Raw genomic sequence first — 17,814 nt, 5'->3', positions numbered from 1 at the left:
AGATAACTGATAGCCGATTTTTAGGAACATCAACAATCATGCGTATTTATCGAAATATTTATAGTGTTCACAAGTGGTTTGGCTTAGTAACAGGAATATTCTTATTACTCCTAGGGGTAAGTGGCTCAATATTAGTCTTCAAAGATGAACTAGAACACTTCCTCGACCATACCTCTACGAAGGTAGTTCCTACAGGAAAACCTCTTTCATTAGATACTCTCTATCAGGTAATTGTCAAAGAATATCCTCGATTAGATGGTGCCTCATGGATAAACCCTGTGGCGGCTCCTGATGAGTCATACAAGTTTCGTTTATATCTCAACGATGCCCAACTAATGACCTATGATTTGGGTGGCTTGAATATCAACCAATACACAGGCAAAATCATCCGTACAGGGCGAAGCGACACTTTTGTGACTGGATTGATGGATTGGCTATTTCAATTCCATTTTTCTTTCCATCTAGGAATGCCTGGCGCGGTGCTAACAGCCATTATGGGGATTTGTATGCTCATTTCGATAATTACGGGATTGATTGTTTACCGAAAATTTATTTGGAAAGTACTTACTTTCAAAGTGCAAATCAAAACCAAAAACTGGCGTACCATCTCCTCAGACTTACACAGAATTGTTGGCGTTTGGGCGTTACTTTTCAATATAGTCGTGTTTTTTACAGGCTTTTGGATGAATTTATTTGCTTTTGAAACAGATAAATGGGCAGTAGAAAAAGAATTAGCTTCTCCCAATACACTTGCAAGAGCTTCAATCGACAAAATGTATCAGGAAGCCAGACTAAAAATGCCAGATTTAGTGCCGAATTATGTCTATTTCCCAACCCAACCCGAAAAGAAATTTAATGTTCGAGGAAATATCGCGGGGCAAAACGACTTGTTTGCAGGAGGGAATTTTGTCAAATTTGACGCTCAAACAGGAGCGTTTAGCAGTATGGGACGATTTGAAGAAATGGCATTTTGGGACAAAGTCGAAGCGCTGTTTTATCCGCTCCATGTAGGTAACTACGGAGGTATTTTACTCAAAATACTTTATGTTATTTTAGGACTCAGCCCTGCCCTATTGTCAGTTACAGGCTTTTTGTTGTGGTGGAGAAAGGTGAAATAAAAAAATTGTTTTCTAGTCAAAACGAGTGAAAGCATATTTTATCTAGTTTATTTGTATCTTAGTTCACTATTAGCGAACTTTATACTCAGTTAAAAAATTAAAATAATGCGCATTCACGCCCTTAAAACTCTCAAAAATTTTTGGGTTAACTATCCTGATTCGGAACCTAACCTAAGATATTGGTATGGTAAAATTGAGAGTAATAATTATTCTACGCCTCAGTCTGTTGTTGCAGACTTCAAAGACGCCGACTATGTTGGAAATGAGAGAGTTGTCTTTAATATTTGTAGGAATAAATATCGACTTGTTGCTGCGTTTAACTATGATTTTCAACTTTGTTTTGTCAAGTTCATAGGTACACACAAGGAATATGATAAAATAAATGTAAAAACCATCGAACATAGCTCTTAGAATTACCAATATTATGGAAATTAACAAACCAATAAAAACTGAAGAAGAGTATGAGTCTGCATTAAAAAAAATGGAGGCTATTTTTCATGCTAAGCCAAATACAAAGGAGGGCGATTTACTTGAGTTATTATCAATTTTAGTTCATGAATACGAGCTAAAGCACCATAAAATTGAAGCTCTATCTCCCATAGAAGCGCTAAAATTCGAAATGGAGGAACAAGGATTAAATCAAATCAGCTTAGCAAAGCAAATAGGAATGAGTAAAAGTAGTATATCAGAAATACTTAATGGTAAGAAGCCCATGAGTGTACGATTTATGAAATACCTCCATCAACATCTTGGTATTCCAGCACATATTTTACTCTCCTAGAGTGAGTTGAGATTGTGTGGATAAGTGATTGTATTAGAATTTCGTCTCTTCGGAGAAAATACATATTAAACCACTCATCCACTCAATCATAAATCACTAAATCTTAACCGTCAAAGACAGTTGTACATTACGTCCATCCGAAGGCCAAATGCCTGGACCAGGATAGAATAGCGGTCTTTTGGTAAAATAATTTTCGTTTGTAATATTGTTGATATTCAGTTTCAACTGAATCATGTCGCTCAATCTCCAAGCTGCATTCAAATCCAGAATACCATACGAAGGCACCAAACCAATAGCTCCACTTGCATTTGGCGTGCGAGTATTTAGCGCATCTGCGAATGTTTCAGAAGTGTAGCTATACAAAAGCGTTGAGCTAATAGCCCCTATGTTGAAGGTTAGACCATTGCGTGTAATTACCGCAGGTACACTCTCAATCTTATTGCCTACCACAGAAATATTCGTATTACCCGTTTTGACTTCACCTGAAACATATTTTCCATCCATAAATGAGGTCGAAGTGAAAATGGAGATAGACGTTTTTTTACTCAAATTCCAATCTCCTTGAATGAAAACCTCTAAGCCTTTTGTTTCCGAATTTCCAATATTAGTTCGGTAAGTAATAAATGTACCTGTCTCATCAGTAATGCCCAAGGTACCAAAACGATTATCATATCTCAACAAAAATCCTGTCACATCCCATCTTAAAAAACCTTTACGACCTCTATATCCTAATTCAAGATTATATCCCTTAGCATCTTTGATGTTTTGATCTACTTTTTCGTAGATAGAACTCGGCACTAAATCCTTGAAAATCATTGGGCGATACATCTGAGAAAAACCACCATAAATTTCTCCTATTACGCTCGGTTTGTAGCTAAAGCTAGCTCCCAACAAAGGATATTGGTGCTTGATGGATACTGGAATTCTATTTTCTGGATAATAGCTAATCTTTCCACTCATACGGCTCTCTCCCATCTCGACCCGCGCCCCTGCATTGACTTTCAGATTTTTTAAAACATTAAAGCTATTCTCTGCATAAATAGCGATATTGTTGGTAGCAAAATATAAATCTCTGCCCCAAACAGGGTCTACTAAGGTCAAGTCATAGTCATCGCCTGTTGTACCCTTACCCATTTGTGTACGATGTAAATCGTTTGTCATTACCTGCACACCACTTGCCAAATTGCTTTCCATCTGACCGATTTTGTAATGACTCAAGACACGCAACTCATTGGTAAAACTATTAAAACGGTCAATATCTACCTGACGATTAGCGTATTGTAGAGTCGCACGGTTTAGTGTATCCTGAATGGTCGCTAGTTTATCAAACATCACACTATTTCTAGTTCCGATAACTGCCGAAGAAGTAAACTCTACCGTTGTGTTAGCACTCAAACGGTAAGTTGCTCTAAACGATGGTACATTAATTGTCGGGCTAAAGTAGTTGCGGGTACGTGTTGCTTGAGTCGGATCAGTAGCAAACATGGCATCTGTCAACGGCCCTGGGATATGGTATAGATAGCTCGAACGAGCCCATTCTAATCTAAAATTCCATTTTTCATTCGGCGCAAACTGCACCACAGCGCCTTGAGCATTCATATTGGTATGCTCATAATCACGGTATCCGTCTCTTGACTTTTGTAGAAAATAGGTATAATATTTCCACTTTTTGAGTGTTCCGCCCATCGATACATAATTGCTCAATAGATTATAAGAACCCGCCGTCGAAATAGCTTCCAATTCAATCGCTTTATGTTCACTAGCTTGCTTACTGACATAGTTGAGCATCCCGCCAAACTGTGCTCCATATTGCAAAGCACCTGTTCCGCGAACCAGTTCAATACGTTCTACGCTTTCCATAGGTACACTGTAATGACTGGCAGGATAAGCATACATATCTGAGTTGGTAATGACTCCATCTTTGCGAATATTAAACTCCCAACCTCTATGTGGGTCAAGTCCGCGAGTCGAAATATTGACCTGATTCCCCGTTCCATCCATATCATACACAAATACTCCAGGGACTTTAGCGAATATCTGACGACCCGTTTTGTCGGTAATACTGGCGTTCAATTGGGAGACCTTCAGCACCTCGCTTTTCTTACCTTCCATAATATACGTACCAGTAATGCCTGACAGGCGACTTATATCATCGTGAAGACTTTTTCCTTCTACTGTAATGGTTTGTAACTCTTTGGATTTAGTGGAATCAGCGGTTTGAGCATTGGTTTTTAGAGACCAAACAGTTAATAATAATGTAGTTATAGAATATGTTAAATTCATTTCTTCTCGTCAAAATGTAATAGTTCACTTATTGGATAAAAGCATAACTCTCAACTCCATTTGGGAGTTGAGAATTAGAGAAATTAAAGATTAATTATTTTGTATTTAATAATTAGAAAATATACTTATTATAAATCATAAATATTTGATAATAAGTATCATAAAAATATTTATGATTTATATATTAACTAACAAAATACAAATTAATTATAAGTATAACTAAAACACGGAGGTTTGAGAAGTCTTAAATAATACGAAAAATGATATGAAGTAGTATAATAAAAGGTCTTTTTTAGCTTAATACAAGAAATACTATTAGAAAACGAGACAGTAGAATAGTTAATATTTGGCAAATATTCTACCAATAAATTTTTACAGAGTTCTAATGCTTTTTGGATTGGCTCTGAGGTTGGTATTTGCCCACTTTCTGATTTAACTTCTTGCGCTATTTGTTTGATTTTTTGCGTAGCTTTTTCATTGAGTTGCAACACTGTTATCAAACTATCATTTCGATAGATTTTTTCCACTACACTATAAAATTTCCCATCGTGTTCTACCAAGGCTCTTCCTTCTACCCTATTATGAAAGTCAAAAGTATAAGGTAGAATCATTGGCATACCCACTTCTATTCGTTCAGAAACAACATCTTCTTGTTCAATTTGTGGAGCTTCATGAACCATCAACAAGGCAATACTTTTACTAAAAATAGAATTTAGTAATAATATGAATAGAAATATGCTCGTGATTGCTTTCAATATTTTTATAGAAATTTCAACAAAATTAATATTTTAAACAATCTTCAGCAATGATTGAAATCATTAACTTTTCTATTTGAGCAATCTATTCATTGCTCCTAAAACATATGTAAGAGCCATAAAGAAAGAAATATTTAGGAATTTTAGGAAAGAGAAAGAGGTAGACAGAAGATGAAAATAGGCTATTTTCGAAATAGCTGGTTATCCATGAAGATTTCTTAATCAAAAAGAAATCGGTACCACAAACGGTACCGATTCTACAAAATCAATCATTAGTTTATAAATTTCTCCAAGGCTTCTCGCCAAGCTTCTAATTCTGGTTTGCCAGGTTTTCTTTTTCCAAAAATTAAAGCAATTTGTTGGAAGTTTTCATCAAAAAGCTCCAAACTTGTGACGATACCATCGTTGGTTGGTTTCTTCACAAGCCAAGCCTCAGCAATATGATCTTCACGCAAATGTAGGTTGAATTGTGGATCCAAAACGTTGAACCATGGACCCATAGCTACCAGTTTTTGAACCAAGCCTGTATGAATTTGAATACAGCCTTTGCTAGCCACAAAAATCATAATTTCGGTATTGGTACTTGATACTTCTTCTAGCACCTGTTTTACTTGCTCCACCGAAACTTTTTGTGCATATCCTTCTGGTGCATAAGCCAAAGCTTGCTGACGATTTACCCCAAATTTTTGTAATAAAGGAAAAAACTGGTGGGTATCTTCCAATTTTAACCAAGCTTCCTGAAATGCCTCAACATCCAAATCAGGATTAGCTGGCGGAGCCATAAATTCAATTTCAGGAATTACCTCCAATATTGATGACTGTTCATTATCGCGAAAGGTTGAAACAATATTTCGGAATGCCTCAAGATTACTATTTTCTTGCAAGAATATCTTATGAACAGCATTGCCATTTTCATCAAAAAACTGAAGGCTTTTATTTTGAGCTTCAACAGCAAAACCAAATTTCCAATGGCTCATAAACAAACGTAGGTCGATATCTTCGCCTAGTACCAAACCAACGTGGTTGTTGAAAGATACCTTTTCATATTTTCCTTTACGCTCATGCACGCAGCTTTCGTTGCGAGTAAGCGCCATTACATATCCTAAAGAAGGAATTTGTTTTATCAACTCTCTAAAATCACCACTCAGTCGTACCACGCCTTCGCCAATCGCGGTGGCAAGCAACTCTGCCTCAGAAACGCCCAATTGCTTGGCAGCATCTCTTATTCTAACTTTTGGATTTTCGGCTTGAAAATTTTGATATATCTCTTTGAGAGAAAGGGTTATACTTGACATATCCTTGCTGTTTTATGATAAATATTTTCTTGAAATGGAATAATAAAGGGATAATCCAATTGGCTATCCTGAAATAATTTTACTTGAATCCCAAAGGTTTCATGTATAGCATCAGGTTGTAAAACCTTTTGCGTGACACCATAATCCACGATTTTCCCTTTTTTGAGTAATAGTACCGAATCGGCAAACTGCATTGCCAAATTCAAATCGTGAAGAATCGCGACCACACAGAAACCTCTTTGAGTTAACTCTTTTACTGTTGTCAATAATTGTTGTTGATGAAATAAATCTAACCCTGTTACAGGCTCGTCCAAAAACAGGTATTTGAGCTGTTCTGACCTATAATTTTTATCAAATAGCGATTCATAATCGAGCAACTGCGCCATGACTTTTGCCAAATACACACGTTGTTGCTCGCCTCCCGATAAAGTATGTACAGTACGATTGGCAAGATGGGCGACACCTGTTTGGTTTAAACAGTATTCTACAATAGCTCGGTCTTGGGCGTTGGGCCGAGAAGTGAAATGCGGGTACCGACCCATCATTACCAAATCATCCACTTTGAATTCAAATGCTAAGGTATTTTGTTGTGCTAATACTGCTCTTATCTGCGCTAGTTCATCCGATCGATAGGTATTTAGGTTACGATGTGCTAGTCTAACTTTACCCTCTTGACATGGCAGTTCTTTACTCAATACTTTCAGTAAAGTAGATTTTCCAGCGCCATTAGCACCCATGATTGCCAAGAGTTTTCCACTAGGAAAATCAAAGCTCACCTGACTTAAGAGTTTTCGTTTATTGATGCTATAATTGATATTTTGAACTTCAATCATGTTAAAAAGGGTTTGGGGAATCAGGTATCGGCTTTCAGCGGTGGGCTTTTGGAAAAAGCATGTCTTTGGTTACTAAACCATTTTAACACTCTTTGCTTAGTGCCTAAACAATCTAATTCTGCATGAATACTTATTCCTATGACATACATTGTCGATATTCTGCTGATTACAAGCGTATTCCAATAACTTTCATACTATTAACTAATAACTCTATTTCTCCTATCGACGATTTTTGATAAGTATCGCTATAAAACTTGGGGTTCCAACAATAGCGGTGACAATTCCAATAGGCAACTCGGCTGGCGCGACAATCGTCCTTGAAATTAAATCGGCAAAAGTCAATAGAATAGCTCCCATCAACGCCGACGCAGGCAAAACAATTCGATGGTCAGAACCTACCAACATACGTGTGATGTGCGGAATTACCAAACCAACAAAACCTATGGTACCACAAAGTGCTACAGAAATGCCAACCCCTAATGTTGTCAATAAAATAAGTTGTACCTTCAAACGCTTGGTGTTGATTCCCAAATGTTGCGCCTGACCTTCGCCCAAAGCAAAGGCGTTGAGCGATTTTCCCAATTTTGGAATAGCTACCAAAGGTAAAAAACATCCTATAGCTCCCACTTGAAGTGTTTCCCAAGTAGCTCCACCCAAACTTCCTAGTCCCCAAAACTGAATACTTCTCAACTGAGCGTCGTTGGCAAGATACGTCAACAAGCCTGTAATTGCTCCGCAAAGAGCATTGATGGCAATTCCTGCTAAAAGCATATTGGAAACGGACGCTTTTCCTTCGACTTTGGATAATTGATATACTCCAAAAGCCGTCAAACAAGCCCCTACAAATGACATGATAGACATACCAAACAAACCTAGCATTTGCCATTCACTCAACCAATGAAGTTCTAACACAATCATTGATACCGCAAATAACGAAGCTCCCGAAGAAATACCAATCAGACCTGGGTCGGCCAATGGATTCCGAAAAAGACCTTGAATTGAAGCTCCTGTCATTCCCAATACTGCCCCTATTAGAATCCCCATCAACACTCTAGGCAAGCGAATTACCGTAAGGATTACACTGGCTTGGTCGTTGACAGCACCACTGACAAGTCCTAGCTTTTGACCCAAAATATAACAAACATCACGGAATGATATTGATACTGCACCCAAGCCTGCTGCCCACAAACCAGCGGTGATAAGTACCAGTGTCAGACCAAGAAGAATAAGTCCATTTTTGGTAAAAGAGCTAGCGTTTCTTGTCAATAGGGTGTCTACAAACCGCACTTCAGTTGAATTATTCATGGGTTTAAAGGTTAATTTTTTTATTCAGTTCCAACACTGCTAAGCCCACTCTAGGTCCAAAACCCGTTAACAAGGCTCCGTCCATGGTGATAAACTGCTTTTTCTTTCCTGCATTAGTTTGTGCTACGCCAGGAATTTTTAATAATCCCGCTGTGCCATCTATGCTTTCCAAACCCGAATCAAATAACAAGATATAATCTGGATTTGCTGCTATTAGTGCCTCAGGAGTGAGTGGTTTGAAGTTCTCAAAATCATTGACTGCATTTTGCGCTCCTGCCAATTCTATCAAACTTTTTACTGAAGTGCCATTACCTGCCACCGACAACGCTCCCATACCTCGTGCATAGATAAACAAAACTTTGGGCGAGGATTTGAGCTTTTTGACTTGTTTCAGCGCAATATCAATCTGCTGTTTTAAACGTTGTGCCTCTACCTTTTTTCCAAAGTATGACGCTACTTCATCAATCAGTTTTTTAGTGCCTTCTACGGTATAGGTTTGCGTAAACATCTGAACTTTTACTCCCGCCGATTTGAATTGAGATTCTACCTCTGGTTTCAAAAAGGAAGTTCCTTTTTCATCCTTCGTTCCAATCACAATGGTAGGTTGTAATGCCAAAGTTGCTTCTGCACCTATACCGCGGTTGTGCCCAACCTTTGGGAGTTTCTCGATTGAGGCTGGATAGTTGGAGGTTACATCCGTGCCAACAATTTGATTTTGTAAACCTAAACCAACCAATATCTCTGTAACAGCGCCACTGATAGAGACGATTCTCGGTGTTTTTGTTTGTGCGAAAAGAGAAATATTGCAAAGCAATAAATATCCTAAAATGAGTTTTTTCATAACTAATAATAAGTGAGTGTTATTTTACCTCTTTATGCTATTGCGCTTTTTTCACCAATTTATATTCAATATTTGGATAGCCTCTTTCACCTCCATCAGCAGAAGTAAAGTTTAAGAATTTCAATTTATAGACGTTTCCAATGGCATCTTTTACCACATAGAATCTATCTGTTTTTACGCCAACGGTTCCAGTAGTAGCTCTCCAATTGGCTCCAATTACCGAACGGCTATTGCTAAACGTTACTGAGCTAATATTACTTTCCGCAAAAGCACTATAACTTACGGTGCTAGTCAAAACCTCTGCGGCTTGCACTCCAGCCAAATGATTAATAAATACTTGGTCAGAGAAATAATAAGGAATATCTGCTGTTGCTGATAGTGCCGTTTTATACAAAGCCCCTGTCCATTGAATATCCCATTTTTCTTTGGCTGGCTCTACCGAAACTGGACTTGTGCTATCGAATGAGGTATAAACGAATTGCAAAGAGGCATCTTTAGCAATTGTCATAGTTTGATAGCTCGTTTCATTTAGTTTGGCATACTGTAAAGTATATCCACCAGATGTATTTCTTAATACACGTAGTTTTATCAAATCTTTCTTGGCAGTAGCCCCGCCAGTTCCTCTGTTCAAAATATAGACTTTATTGTCTGCATCGGTTGCTGAAACTGCGGCTATCACGGTTTTAGAAATATCTCCTGTCACATCATCGACCAAAGCAAAATGAGCCGTTTCAAATCCTAAAGTCAAGTTTTTGCCAACGGTATCGGCAGCACTTACTTGATTTATATCTGTTTTGGTCGTAACAATCGCTGTTGCGGCAGTTAAATTATTGATTTTTACCACAAAACTACTACCCGTATAAAAACCCAAATCCCAAGCAGCACGAGCTACAGCTGTCTGACTATTATTACTAAAATCTACCCAAACCGAATTAACTGCCGATGAGCCTCCAGTTCCTCCATTGAGTTTGAGGGTTGAACCATCCGATACAATTGCTGTAAATTTCACGGTCAATTCTGCATTTGTTCCCACCAAAACCGAGTTGGTCGTTGAAGCAATTTTTACAGCGAGTGACTCTGAGCCACTCAGAAAAATACCTGCTTTTTTAGTTAGTTTAAAAGATGTCTCGCTGCTTCCTGCTGGTATTTGCAAACTAATCTGGTTATTGCTTGCCGCAGGTTCTGTTGTAAACTCCGTTCCATAAGTAAGCCCTGTTGCCGCCAACTGTAGGGTAACCGAAGTCGCAGATTCTACAGCTCTCGAAAGTTTTACTTTTATCACTGATTCTGTTGTAGCAGCATCAATTCCTTGTTGGGTTGCTTCAAATTGGGCTAAATTATCGGGTAGAGCAATCTCTGTATCTTTGCATGACGATACCACCAAAGCACCGCCTACAAGTAATGCTCCTAATAATTGAGAAAAATACTTCATTGTTTTCTTTTAATTTATGAGAATGATTGGTAAAAATTTATTGATGAATCTGATAAGTAATACCCGCAAAATAGGAACGACCATAACTCATTGGCACTGGTCCGCTCGTACTATGTGCCGAGCCTGAGCTTGTACCTGTATTATTCAAGCGTGTAACATTCGCTAGATTCTTGACTCCTACACTGAGCTGAAAGCCATGCTTTAGTTTTTGGGTTATGGTAAAATCTGCCCAATGAAAACTTCCGATTTCGGTCAACTTTGCGGTAGCATTCCCTTGTGCATCAGTAGTGGCTTGATAGGCAGGTTGCTTTCCTGTAAACTTATAAAACAAGCCCAAAGTAGTACCTAATCCTAGGGTATAGCTCACATTGGTATTTACTTCTGGTGACCACAAAAAACTTTCCATGGCTGTATTCACAAGGCTCTCGTCACTCAATAGTTGATTGTATCTACCGATGTATGAAAGTCCCAAGCTGGCGCGTAATTTTTGCGTAGCCAAAGTTTGTTCAATCGTAAAACCAGTTGTTTTAAATCTATCGATATTTATCGTTTGCGAAACACTTGGGTTCGTTGGATCAGTACCATAGCTGATCAAATTTTTGAAATCATTATAAAATCCTGTCACTGTTGATTTATGTTGAAACTTTCCAATGTTGCCTATTCTAGTCAGTGAGGCATTGAAACTGTCAGAATTTTCTGCTTTCAAATTGGGATTGCCTTTAATTGAATGACTTGCATCAAAGAAATTAAAGTATAATTCTCTCAAAGCTGGCGCTCTAAATCCTTGTGCATACGCCAAGCGCCAATCCCAATGTTGGCTCAATTTTAACTTCACATTCAATGCAGGTATCAATGGAGGAGCAGCATATACAGAATTTTTGATGAGTCTAAAACCAGGACGAATCAGTACAACCGAGTCCAGATTTATTTCTGGCGCCACAAATAGCGCATAATCGTTGATACTTGGAGAACCCTCGATTCTGGCTCCGCTAGCTCGGTCTGCATTGATTTCAAAACCAGCTTGTATATTCAGAAGCTTCGACCACCGATAATAGGCAGTCGCACGTGTCATTGCATTATTAAATTTCGAAATATCTTGTTCTCCTGCTCCAAGCGAAAGCGTTCTTTTACCTGTATTCAAATCCAAAATTGAGGTTTGGGTTTTTCGCTGATAGTCGGTATAGGCGGCCAAGAAATTTACGGTCAGTTTTGCACTTGCTTGCCAATTGCCCTGAAATTGATGCATAAGGCGTGTTGTCAAAAAACGCTGGTCACGTGCTTGATTTGTATTGATATTGACCGTCCCAAGATTGACAATATCTTCATCAAGACCATCTAATCGATAATAGAATTCAGCACTTTTTAAACGATAGCCCACTTTAGCATTCGCGAGCGTTTGTGTTTTAGGTAACCATTCTTTATTTCTTCCAGTAGAACTGCCTTGCCAGCCACCAAAACTTTGATTAGTCAAACCTGCCGAAAAGGATAGAGCCTTATGTTGCCATGTTCCAATAATACTTTGTAGATGTACGCCATTCCAAACATCGCCTACATTTTTACTAAAACTATATTCATTTGCCACCGTTTCCTCCTGAACTTTAGCCGACAAACTCCAATGATTAGCATTTCCTTTTTTCGTAATAATATTGATTACTCCCGCCAAGGCGTCTGTTCCATAGTTGACCGACATAGGACCTTCCACTATCTCAATTCTTTCGATACTGTTAATATCTATCTGGTTCAAGCTCTCTCTTGTATCCCCACGATCAAGCATCGGTACTCCATCTAATAATATCTTTACATTTCTGCCCGACATACCCATCAACTGAATATCCGTCGTACCTAATGCCATGTCATTCGAAAACCTAAAGCCTATTTCATTATTCAAAACTCCCATTACATTGATGGCCGCTCGTTGTTCTATTCTTGCTCTGTCGATTACTCTTACTTGATAAACAGAATTTCGGAGCGTTTGACCTTGCGGTTGTCCAGTAACGACTACCTCATCCAAGTTTTTTACAGAAGGTTTTAAGGTTATTTCGATTTTTGTCTTTTTTCTCCAATCAAGTGTTCTCTCTACGGTTTCGTATCCAACTGAACTAATTCTAATCTGTTCTGTCTGCTTTTGGGTAACTTGCAAACTAAAATTTCCATCCGATTTACTTACAGTTCCTTTTCCAGATTTTAACAATAGGATAGTAGCACCTTCAATGGGCAATCCATCTGTATTGATAATTTTCCCTTCTATGATTATTTCTTGGGCAAATACTTGCCAGCTTGCTGCCAGACAAAGCAGCAATAACACAACACTCTTATATTTCATGGATTTGATGCTAGTTCAAATAAGTAATAACCTTAAATCTTGTACTATTTTTATTTAGACTCAATATAAATAACTGCACAAAGGTATGTAAAAAAGAATTGAATTGTCAAGTATTATTTAGAATCATTTTAAATAATTTTTCAAATAGTTTTTCTTAGCTGGAAAATGTCAGCCTTATCTAATGGTCAAAATGACCATTAGATAGAAATATTTGACATCAGATTTTAGTAATTATTCCAAAAAGAGGGACACGCATCTAATGGTCATTTTGACCATTAGATAGAAATGATTTGAAACAGATTTTAGTAATTATTCCCAAAAAGAGGAACACACATCTAATGGTCATTTTGACCATAAGATAAAAATATTTGACATCAGATTTTTAGTAATTATTCCAAAAGAAGGACACGCATCTAATGGTCATTTTGACCATTAGATAGAAATGATTTGTAGCAGATTTTAGCAATTATTCCCAAAATAGGAACACGCATCTAATGGTCATTTTGACCATTAGATAGATGAAAATTTTCTGAATTATTTTGCATAAAAAATCATGCAAAATAATTATATTTGTATATAATTACATACAAAAGAAATGATACAAGACCAACTGCTTAGATTTATCAGAAGGCGCAATGCCTTGTCGATTGCTACGCTTGAACGTGAAGCAAATTTACCTAAAGATACTATAGCAAAAGCACTTAAAGGTGAAAGAAAACTAAGTGACAAGCACGTAGAATCTTTATTGCCAGTTTTGACAGCTTATGGCTACTCTCCAGACCTATTCGAGAAAGCCCGAGTTGTATCAGTTATCAACCACAAAGGAGGTGTTGGCAAAACCACTACCACTGGTTATCTGGGAGAAGCCATTGCTAAAAAAGGGTTCAAAGTATTGCTTATCGACCTTGACCCACAAGGCAATCTTAGTCAGATTTTTGACGTTGATATTCAGGATGAAAAACAAGTTTACACAAGTTTAGTAAAACTACAAGACTTGCCAAGTTATCAGGTGGCCGACAACCTTTATATTTGTCCATCAGACATTGAGTTGTCCAAAGCCGAAACTGAGTTAATCAATAAAGTAGGAGGAGAGCAACGTCTTAAAATCCTTATTTCGAGACTAAGCGAAAACTACGATTTTATTTTGATTGATTGCCCACCATCTTTGAATATTCTTACGATGAGTGCTATGCAAGCATCTAATAGTTGCTTGATTACTTTGCTTCCAGAAATGTCAGCCTTAAAAGGTCTCAACACTTTATTGGAACGTGTTTCGGAAGCTCGACAAATCTTTAACCCTTCTTTGCAAGTGGATGGAATTGTATTTACGATGGTTCGTAACAATACTGTTCATAATGGTATCAAAGATTTGGTGCGCGAAGAATTTAATCATGTTCGTATTTTTAGTAATGAAATTCGACACTTGATTGCTTTTCAAAAAGCCCAAATCGAGCAAATTCCTATCAGGATGTACGACAAAGATTCGGAAGCTGCAAAATGTTATGATACCTTCTGTGCCGAGTATTTAACCCTATTCTAATTATGGCAAAAGATTTTAAAAGCACCTTGAAATCTAAAGCAAGGGAAGCTATTACCAACTCTTTTAGTTATGTCGAAAAAATCAAAACTAATATCACGATTCTCGACGAATTGAGAGACTTTATTCCACCTCTATTACCTCAGGAATATGATCAATTACGTTCAAACTTATTAAAAGACGGTTGTAAAGATCCTCTTTTAGTATGGGAAACAACCAAAGAAATTATCGGCACAGGGTCGGCAGAAGAAGCCGCTTATGTGTTGGTAGATGGGCACAACCGATATAGCATTTGTAGTGAATTAGGGATAAATTTCAATGTTCAGTTGGTGCCTTTCGACTCCATTAAAGAAGCCAAGGAATACATGATTGACCTTCAATTGGGTCGTCGTAATTTGAATCCTCAACAAGCTTCCTATCTTAGAGGGCTTCGCTACCAGACCGAAAAAATCAATGTTGGACAAAACTTCAAGAGGGAGTCATCTAATGGTCAAAATGACCAATTGATAGTGGAGACTTCTCAGGAAAATTCAACAGCGAAAAAACTTGCAGAAGAATATAATGTTTCAGAAAAAACTATTCGTCGTGATGCTGAGTTTGCGGCTGGTCTCGAAAAATTTAGTACACAGTTAAGAAATGAAGTTCTTTCTGGAAAAGCAAAAATCGAAAAAGCTAAGGTTCAAAAATTATCTAAGCAGTTAGTCGAGCAACCAATAGAAGACCTTTCTCAATTTGAAGCCATTGTATCTCAAACGCAAGCACCAAGTTCGGCAATAGCAATAGAAGAGCCTGCCATTGAGATTTTATATGAAGATGTTTTGGAAAAAATAAGAATAGCATTCGCTTCTAGAAGCAAGGTAGATTTGGACGAAGCGCAAAAATCTTTTAACAATTTCAAAAAAGTATTCTAAAAAATTCGGTCTATCAAATGGTCAAAATGACCATTTGATAGACCGAAAAATATTAAAAAAATGTATTGGCATTAAGTCCATTTGCTAAAGCCTTTGCCTGAAATTCCTCTCTTATTCTGGCAAATTTTGTAGGATATAATTTCTCTACTTTCTCAAACATATATCCTTGAAATATTCCTCCTTTATCAAAGTTTACGAGAAATTCTTGAACATTATCCAAATTAGGATACAACTGATAATTAGCTTGGGCAAGCTCAGCCAAAATATTAGGGCTCTCGTTGGCATTGTCATTTTTAAGCTGTATCATCAACTGCGCAATCAAAGATTGTTCATCCTGCACTAAGGTTTGAACTAGTCCCAAACGCTCTTGAAAATATTCTTTTTGTAAGTCAACTTTCAGTTTCTCCAATTCATTTTGCAGCTGGTTTGCTTTTTGAATCTCGATAGGAGAGGAGCCTTTGGGTTTTACTTCTTTTGGCACTTCTTCATTACCCCAATCAGCATCTTTGATACGATTAAAGATATAGCCTCCTACACTTTTTATTTTTTCCCCCTTATCTATTTTAGCAATTACATAATCAATCGAACGCTTTACTTGTTCTTCAGAGTAAGCGTCAAGCCACTTTTTAAGGGTATTTTTAGCGATTCTGAAGCGTCTGACGTTCTCGTACAGCTGATCTAATGTACTAACACCTTCCTCTGATTGAATGAGAGTGGACTCAATTACTTCACTTGGACTGATTTCTTCAATAAAATCCTGTGTTCTTGAGGCTACAACAATACTTCCATTCGTAGATTTGATGACTTGTCTGGTAAGTTTTTTAGAAATCTGTTCCAGTTGCTTCGGCGCTTTCTTTTCTTCCAGATGAAAGATAACAGCATCCACAGCACGACCTACTTTTTCTTCCTCCAATTGTGTTACGACTAAATCTGTATATTTCTCAAAGTCATTGATTGTCTTTTGTAAAATCTTCTGCTTGAAATTTCCGTACATAGGATATTCATTATCTTGAATCGCTAAAATCTCTCGCAGACGTGCTACCGAATATCGTGCCCGACGATTTCCCAAATTAAATTGATGCTTCAATATCAAGTACATTTTTACAGATGTGGGACTTTGGACGTTTGCAATATTTCGAATATCGATAGTCAGATACTCTCTTTGAAGCTCCAACAAATAGGGCTTTAGCTTAGGATTAAATTTTAAACGAATACGGTTCTTCTCACTTTTCTTGACAGGTTCACTCGTCTCGTCTATTAGGTGAATGGTCGTTTTGTATATCTCGCCATCTTCTTTTTTTTCATAAATCACAAAGCGCTTATTAAAAAGTCGCTCCGCTGCATCACGAATAGCCTCGTAGTATCGACCATCATCACTCAACGAATACAGCTTGATAATGTCTTGTGTACGAATTTCGTATTCCGCAAAATCATCATCGTCGGGCAATACCATCGTGAGCATGGCCATAAATACACGAAACTCATGGATGTCCATTTTGGAGGTAGCTTCCACAAGCCCTGCTTTACCACCTTGCATTCGGATGATATAACGATCTTGATAATCCTGCTTTTTACGTAACGCTATAGTTCGTTTCTTTGTCATTAATCAGTTCAGAGTTTTAATCAACAGAGAATTATAAAAAATACCTGTGACTACTAGTAATGAGCATTTTCTATAACAAATATACAAAGAATTAACTATAACTATAACTCCGTCAAGTTATAGTTATAGTTAATCGTGAAAATGGTTATAGTTACCCGTGAAAATGGTTATAGTTAATCGTGATTATAGTTATAGTTAATCGTGAAAATGGTTATAGTTGTCGTGATTTTGGTTATAGTTAACTCTACAATAAACTGTAAATCAAATAGATACAGAGCCCTTAAACATAAAAAAGAATAAAAAAGAATAAAAACAACAAAAGAAGATGTTGCTGTTTTTTTTAAAAGTTTTTGTTTATTTTTTTAATCGACTCTAAAAAAAATAGTCCTTCTTTGATTTCTTAGATAAATAAAAAATCAGTGTGAATATGAAAGGTAGCTGTCCCGTTTATGTTAAATAAAAAACTCGTTCCGTGAAATTGGTTATACTAAATCGTGATTTTGGTTATAGGTAAAAAGTGCTTTAATCTTTCAAAAACGAAGTTTTTATGTAAAATTCCGTGAAATTAGTTATGGTAAAATCACAAAAAATAGCCTCATTTTCCGGATTATTCCAGAAAAATGAGGCTATTTTTTGTGACTAATTGTAGATTTTGGATTGCTGATTGCGGAAATATTGAGAACTGGAGGTAATACTTCTGCAATCAGGAGTGTACGTAGGATTCTAAAACCGTCTATTTCGGATATCGGATGTTGGATTTCGGAAGTGTAATCTTTTATGTTTTGTAAAAAATAAAG

At 37.2% G+C, this 17,814-nt stretch carries 14 protein-coding genes; 5 read left to right on the top strand and 9 right to left on the bottom strand.

From position 1 onward, the window contains the following. Positions 1-38: 38 nt before the first annotated feature. From BWI92_RS18000 to BWI92_RS17990, 3 genes are all read left to right on the top strand, one after another. Positions 39-1,118 carry a PepSY domain-containing protein gene (locus BWI92_RS18000; protein ID WP_095165042.1) on the top strand — a complete coding sequence of 360 codons (1,080 nt, stop codon included), beginning with the start codon at positions 39-41 and terminating at the stop codon, positions 1,116-1,118. Positions 1,119-1,223: 105 nt separating this feature from the next. Then, positions 1,224-1,529, top strand: coding sequence for a type II toxin-antitoxin system HigB family toxin (locus BWI92_RS17995; protein ID WP_095165040.1), 306 nt, complete (start codon positions 1,224-1,226; stop codon positions 1,527-1,529). A 13-nt stretch (positions 1,530-1,542) separates the two neighbouring features. Then, positions 1,543-1,899, top strand: coding sequence for a type II toxin-antitoxin system HigA family antitoxin (locus BWI92_RS17990; RefSeq protein WP_095165038.1), 357 nt, complete (start codon positions 1,543-1,545; stop codon positions 1,897-1,899). 96 nt (positions 1,900-1,995) lie between these two features. On the opposite strand, the gene BWI92_RS17985 is transcribed toward BWI92_RS17990, so the two are convergent. The 8 genes from BWI92_RS17985 to BWI92_RS17950 form a co-directional block, all read right to left on the bottom strand. Further along, the gene (locus BWI92_RS17985) at positions 1,996-4,182 is read right to left on the bottom strand and encodes a TonB-dependent receptor domain-containing protein (protein WP_095165036.1); all 2,187 of its coding nucleotides are present in this window, start codon (positions 4,180-4,182) and stop codon (positions 1,996-1,998) included. A 203-nt stretch (positions 4,183-4,385) separates the two neighbouring features. After that, positions 4,386-4,937, bottom strand: coding sequence for a hypothetical protein (locus tag BWI92_RS17980; RefSeq protein ID WP_141234828.1), 552 nt, complete (start codon positions 4,935-4,937; stop codon positions 4,386-4,388). A gap of 272 nt (positions 4,938-5,209) precedes the next feature. Further along, positions 5,210-6,232: a hemin-degrading factor gene (locus BWI92_RS17975; RefSeq protein ID WP_095165032.1), complete on the bottom strand. Its 1,023-nt coding sequence runs from the start codon at positions 6,230-6,232 to the stop codon at positions 5,210-5,212. Further along, positions 6,220-7,065, bottom strand: coding sequence for a heme ABC transporter ATP-binding protein (locus tag BWI92_RS17970; protein ID WP_095165030.1), 846 nt, complete (start codon positions 7,063-7,065; stop codon positions 6,220-6,222). Before BWI92_RS17970 ends, BWI92_RS17975 begins: the two co-directional genes overlap by 13 nt. 219 nt (positions 7,066-7,284) lie before the next feature. Continuing rightward, positions 7,285-8,370, bottom strand: coding sequence for an iron ABC transporter permease (locus BWI92_RS17965; protein ID WP_095165028.1), 1,086 nt, complete (start codon positions 8,368-8,370; stop codon positions 7,285-7,287). Positions 8,371-8,374: 4 nt separating this feature from the next. Then, positions 8,375-9,211 (bottom strand): hemin ABC transporter substrate-binding protein, encoded by an 837-nt coding sequence (locus tag BWI92_RS17960; RefSeq protein WP_095165026.1) that lies wholly within the window; start codon positions 9,209-9,211, stop codon positions 8,375-8,377. Positions 9,212-9,248: 37 nt separating this feature from the next. Beyond that, complete coding sequence (locus BWI92_RS17955; protein WP_095165024.1) at positions 9,249-10,643, bottom strand: HmuY family protein; 1,395 nt, start codon at positions 10,641-10,643, stop codon at positions 9,249-9,251. Positions 10,644-10,680: 37 nt separating this feature from the next. Further along, on the bottom strand, positions 10,681-12,966 hold the full coding sequence (locus BWI92_RS17950; protein ID WP_095165022.1) for a TonB-dependent receptor: 2,286 nt from the start codon (positions 12,964-12,966) through the stop codon (positions 10,681-10,683). Between the two features lie 595 nt (positions 12,967-13,561). Here BWI92_RS17950 and BWI92_RS17945 point away from each other — a divergent pair. Both BWI92_RS17945 and BWI92_RS17940 read left to right on the top strand, forming a co-directional pair. After that, positions 13,562-14,506: a ParA family protein gene (locus tag BWI92_RS17945; RefSeq protein WP_095165020.1), complete on the top strand. Its 945-nt coding sequence runs from the start codon at positions 13,562-13,564 to the stop codon at positions 14,504-14,506. Positions 14,507-14,508: 2 nt separating this feature from the next. Next, positions 14,509-15,414: an HTH domain-containing protein gene (locus BWI92_RS17940; RefSeq protein WP_095165018.1), complete on the top strand. Its 906-nt coding sequence runs from the start codon at positions 14,509-14,511 to the stop codon at positions 15,412-15,414. Positions 15,415-15,466: 52 nt separating this feature from the next. On the opposite strand, the gene BWI92_RS17935 is transcribed toward BWI92_RS17940, so the two are convergent. After that, positions 15,467-17,017 (bottom strand): replication initiation protein, encoded by a 1,551-nt coding sequence (locus tag BWI92_RS17935; RefSeq protein WP_095165016.1) that lies wholly within the window; start codon positions 17,015-17,017, stop codon positions 15,467-15,469. Positions 17,018-17,814: the final 797 nt, after the last annotated feature.

It is taken from the genome of Flectobacillus sp. BAB-3569 (assembly GCF_002270355.1).
GTDB classification, from domain to species: Bacteria; Bacteroidota; Bacteroidia; order Cytophagales; family Spirosomataceae; genus Flectobacillus; species Flectobacillus roseus.
This window is presented reverse-complemented; position numbering and strand designations above follow the sequence as displayed.

Coding starts and splice junctions, on each gene's coding strand:
- BWI92_RS17995 (WP_095165040.1), top strand. CDS start 1,224: ATGCGCATTCACGCCCTTAAAACTCTCAAAAATTTTTGGGTTAACTAT.
- BWI92_RS17985 (WP_095165036.1), bottom strand. CDS start 4,182: ATGAATTTAACATATTCTATAACTACATTATTATTAACTGTTTGGTCT.
- BWI92_RS17960 (WP_095165026.1), bottom strand. CDS start 9,211: ATGAAAAAACTCATTTTAGGATATTTATTGCTTTGCAATATTTCTCTT.
- BWI92_RS17950 (WP_095165022.1), bottom strand. CDS start 12,966: ATGAAATATAAGAGTGTTGTGTTATTGCTGCTTTGTCTGGCAGCAAGC.
- BWI92_RS17975 (WP_095165032.1), bottom strand. CDS start 6,232: ATGTCAAGTATAACCCTTTCTCTCAAAGAGATATATCAAAATTTTCAA.
- BWI92_RS17945 (WP_095165020.1), top strand. CDS start 13,562: ATGATACAAGACCAACTGCTTAGATTTATCAGAAGGCGCAATGCCTTG.
- BWI92_RS17990 (WP_095165038.1), top strand. CDS start 1,543: ATGGAAATTAACAAACCAATAAAAACTGAAGAAGAGTATGAGTCTGCA.
- BWI92_RS18000 (WP_095165042.1), top strand. CDS start 39: ATGCGTATTTATCGAAATATTTATAGTGTTCACAAGTGGTTTGGCTTA.
- BWI92_RS17955 (WP_095165024.1), bottom strand. CDS start 10,643: ATGAAGTATTTTTCTCAATTATTAGGAGCATTACTTGTAGGCGGTGCT.
- BWI92_RS17940 (WP_095165018.1), top strand. CDS start 14,509: ATGGCAAAAGATTTTAAAAGCACCTTGAAATCTAAAGCAAGGGAAGCT.
- BWI92_RS17935 (WP_095165016.1), bottom strand. CDS start 17,017: ATGACAAAGAAACGAACTATAGCGTTACGTAAAAAGCAGGATTATCAA.
- BWI92_RS17970 (WP_095165030.1), bottom strand. CDS start 7,065: ATGATTGAAGTTCAAAATATCAATTATAGCATCAATAAACGAAAACTC.
- BWI92_RS17965 (WP_095165028.1), bottom strand. CDS start 8,370: ATGAATAATTCAACTGAAGTGCGGTTTGTAGACACCCTATTGACAAGA.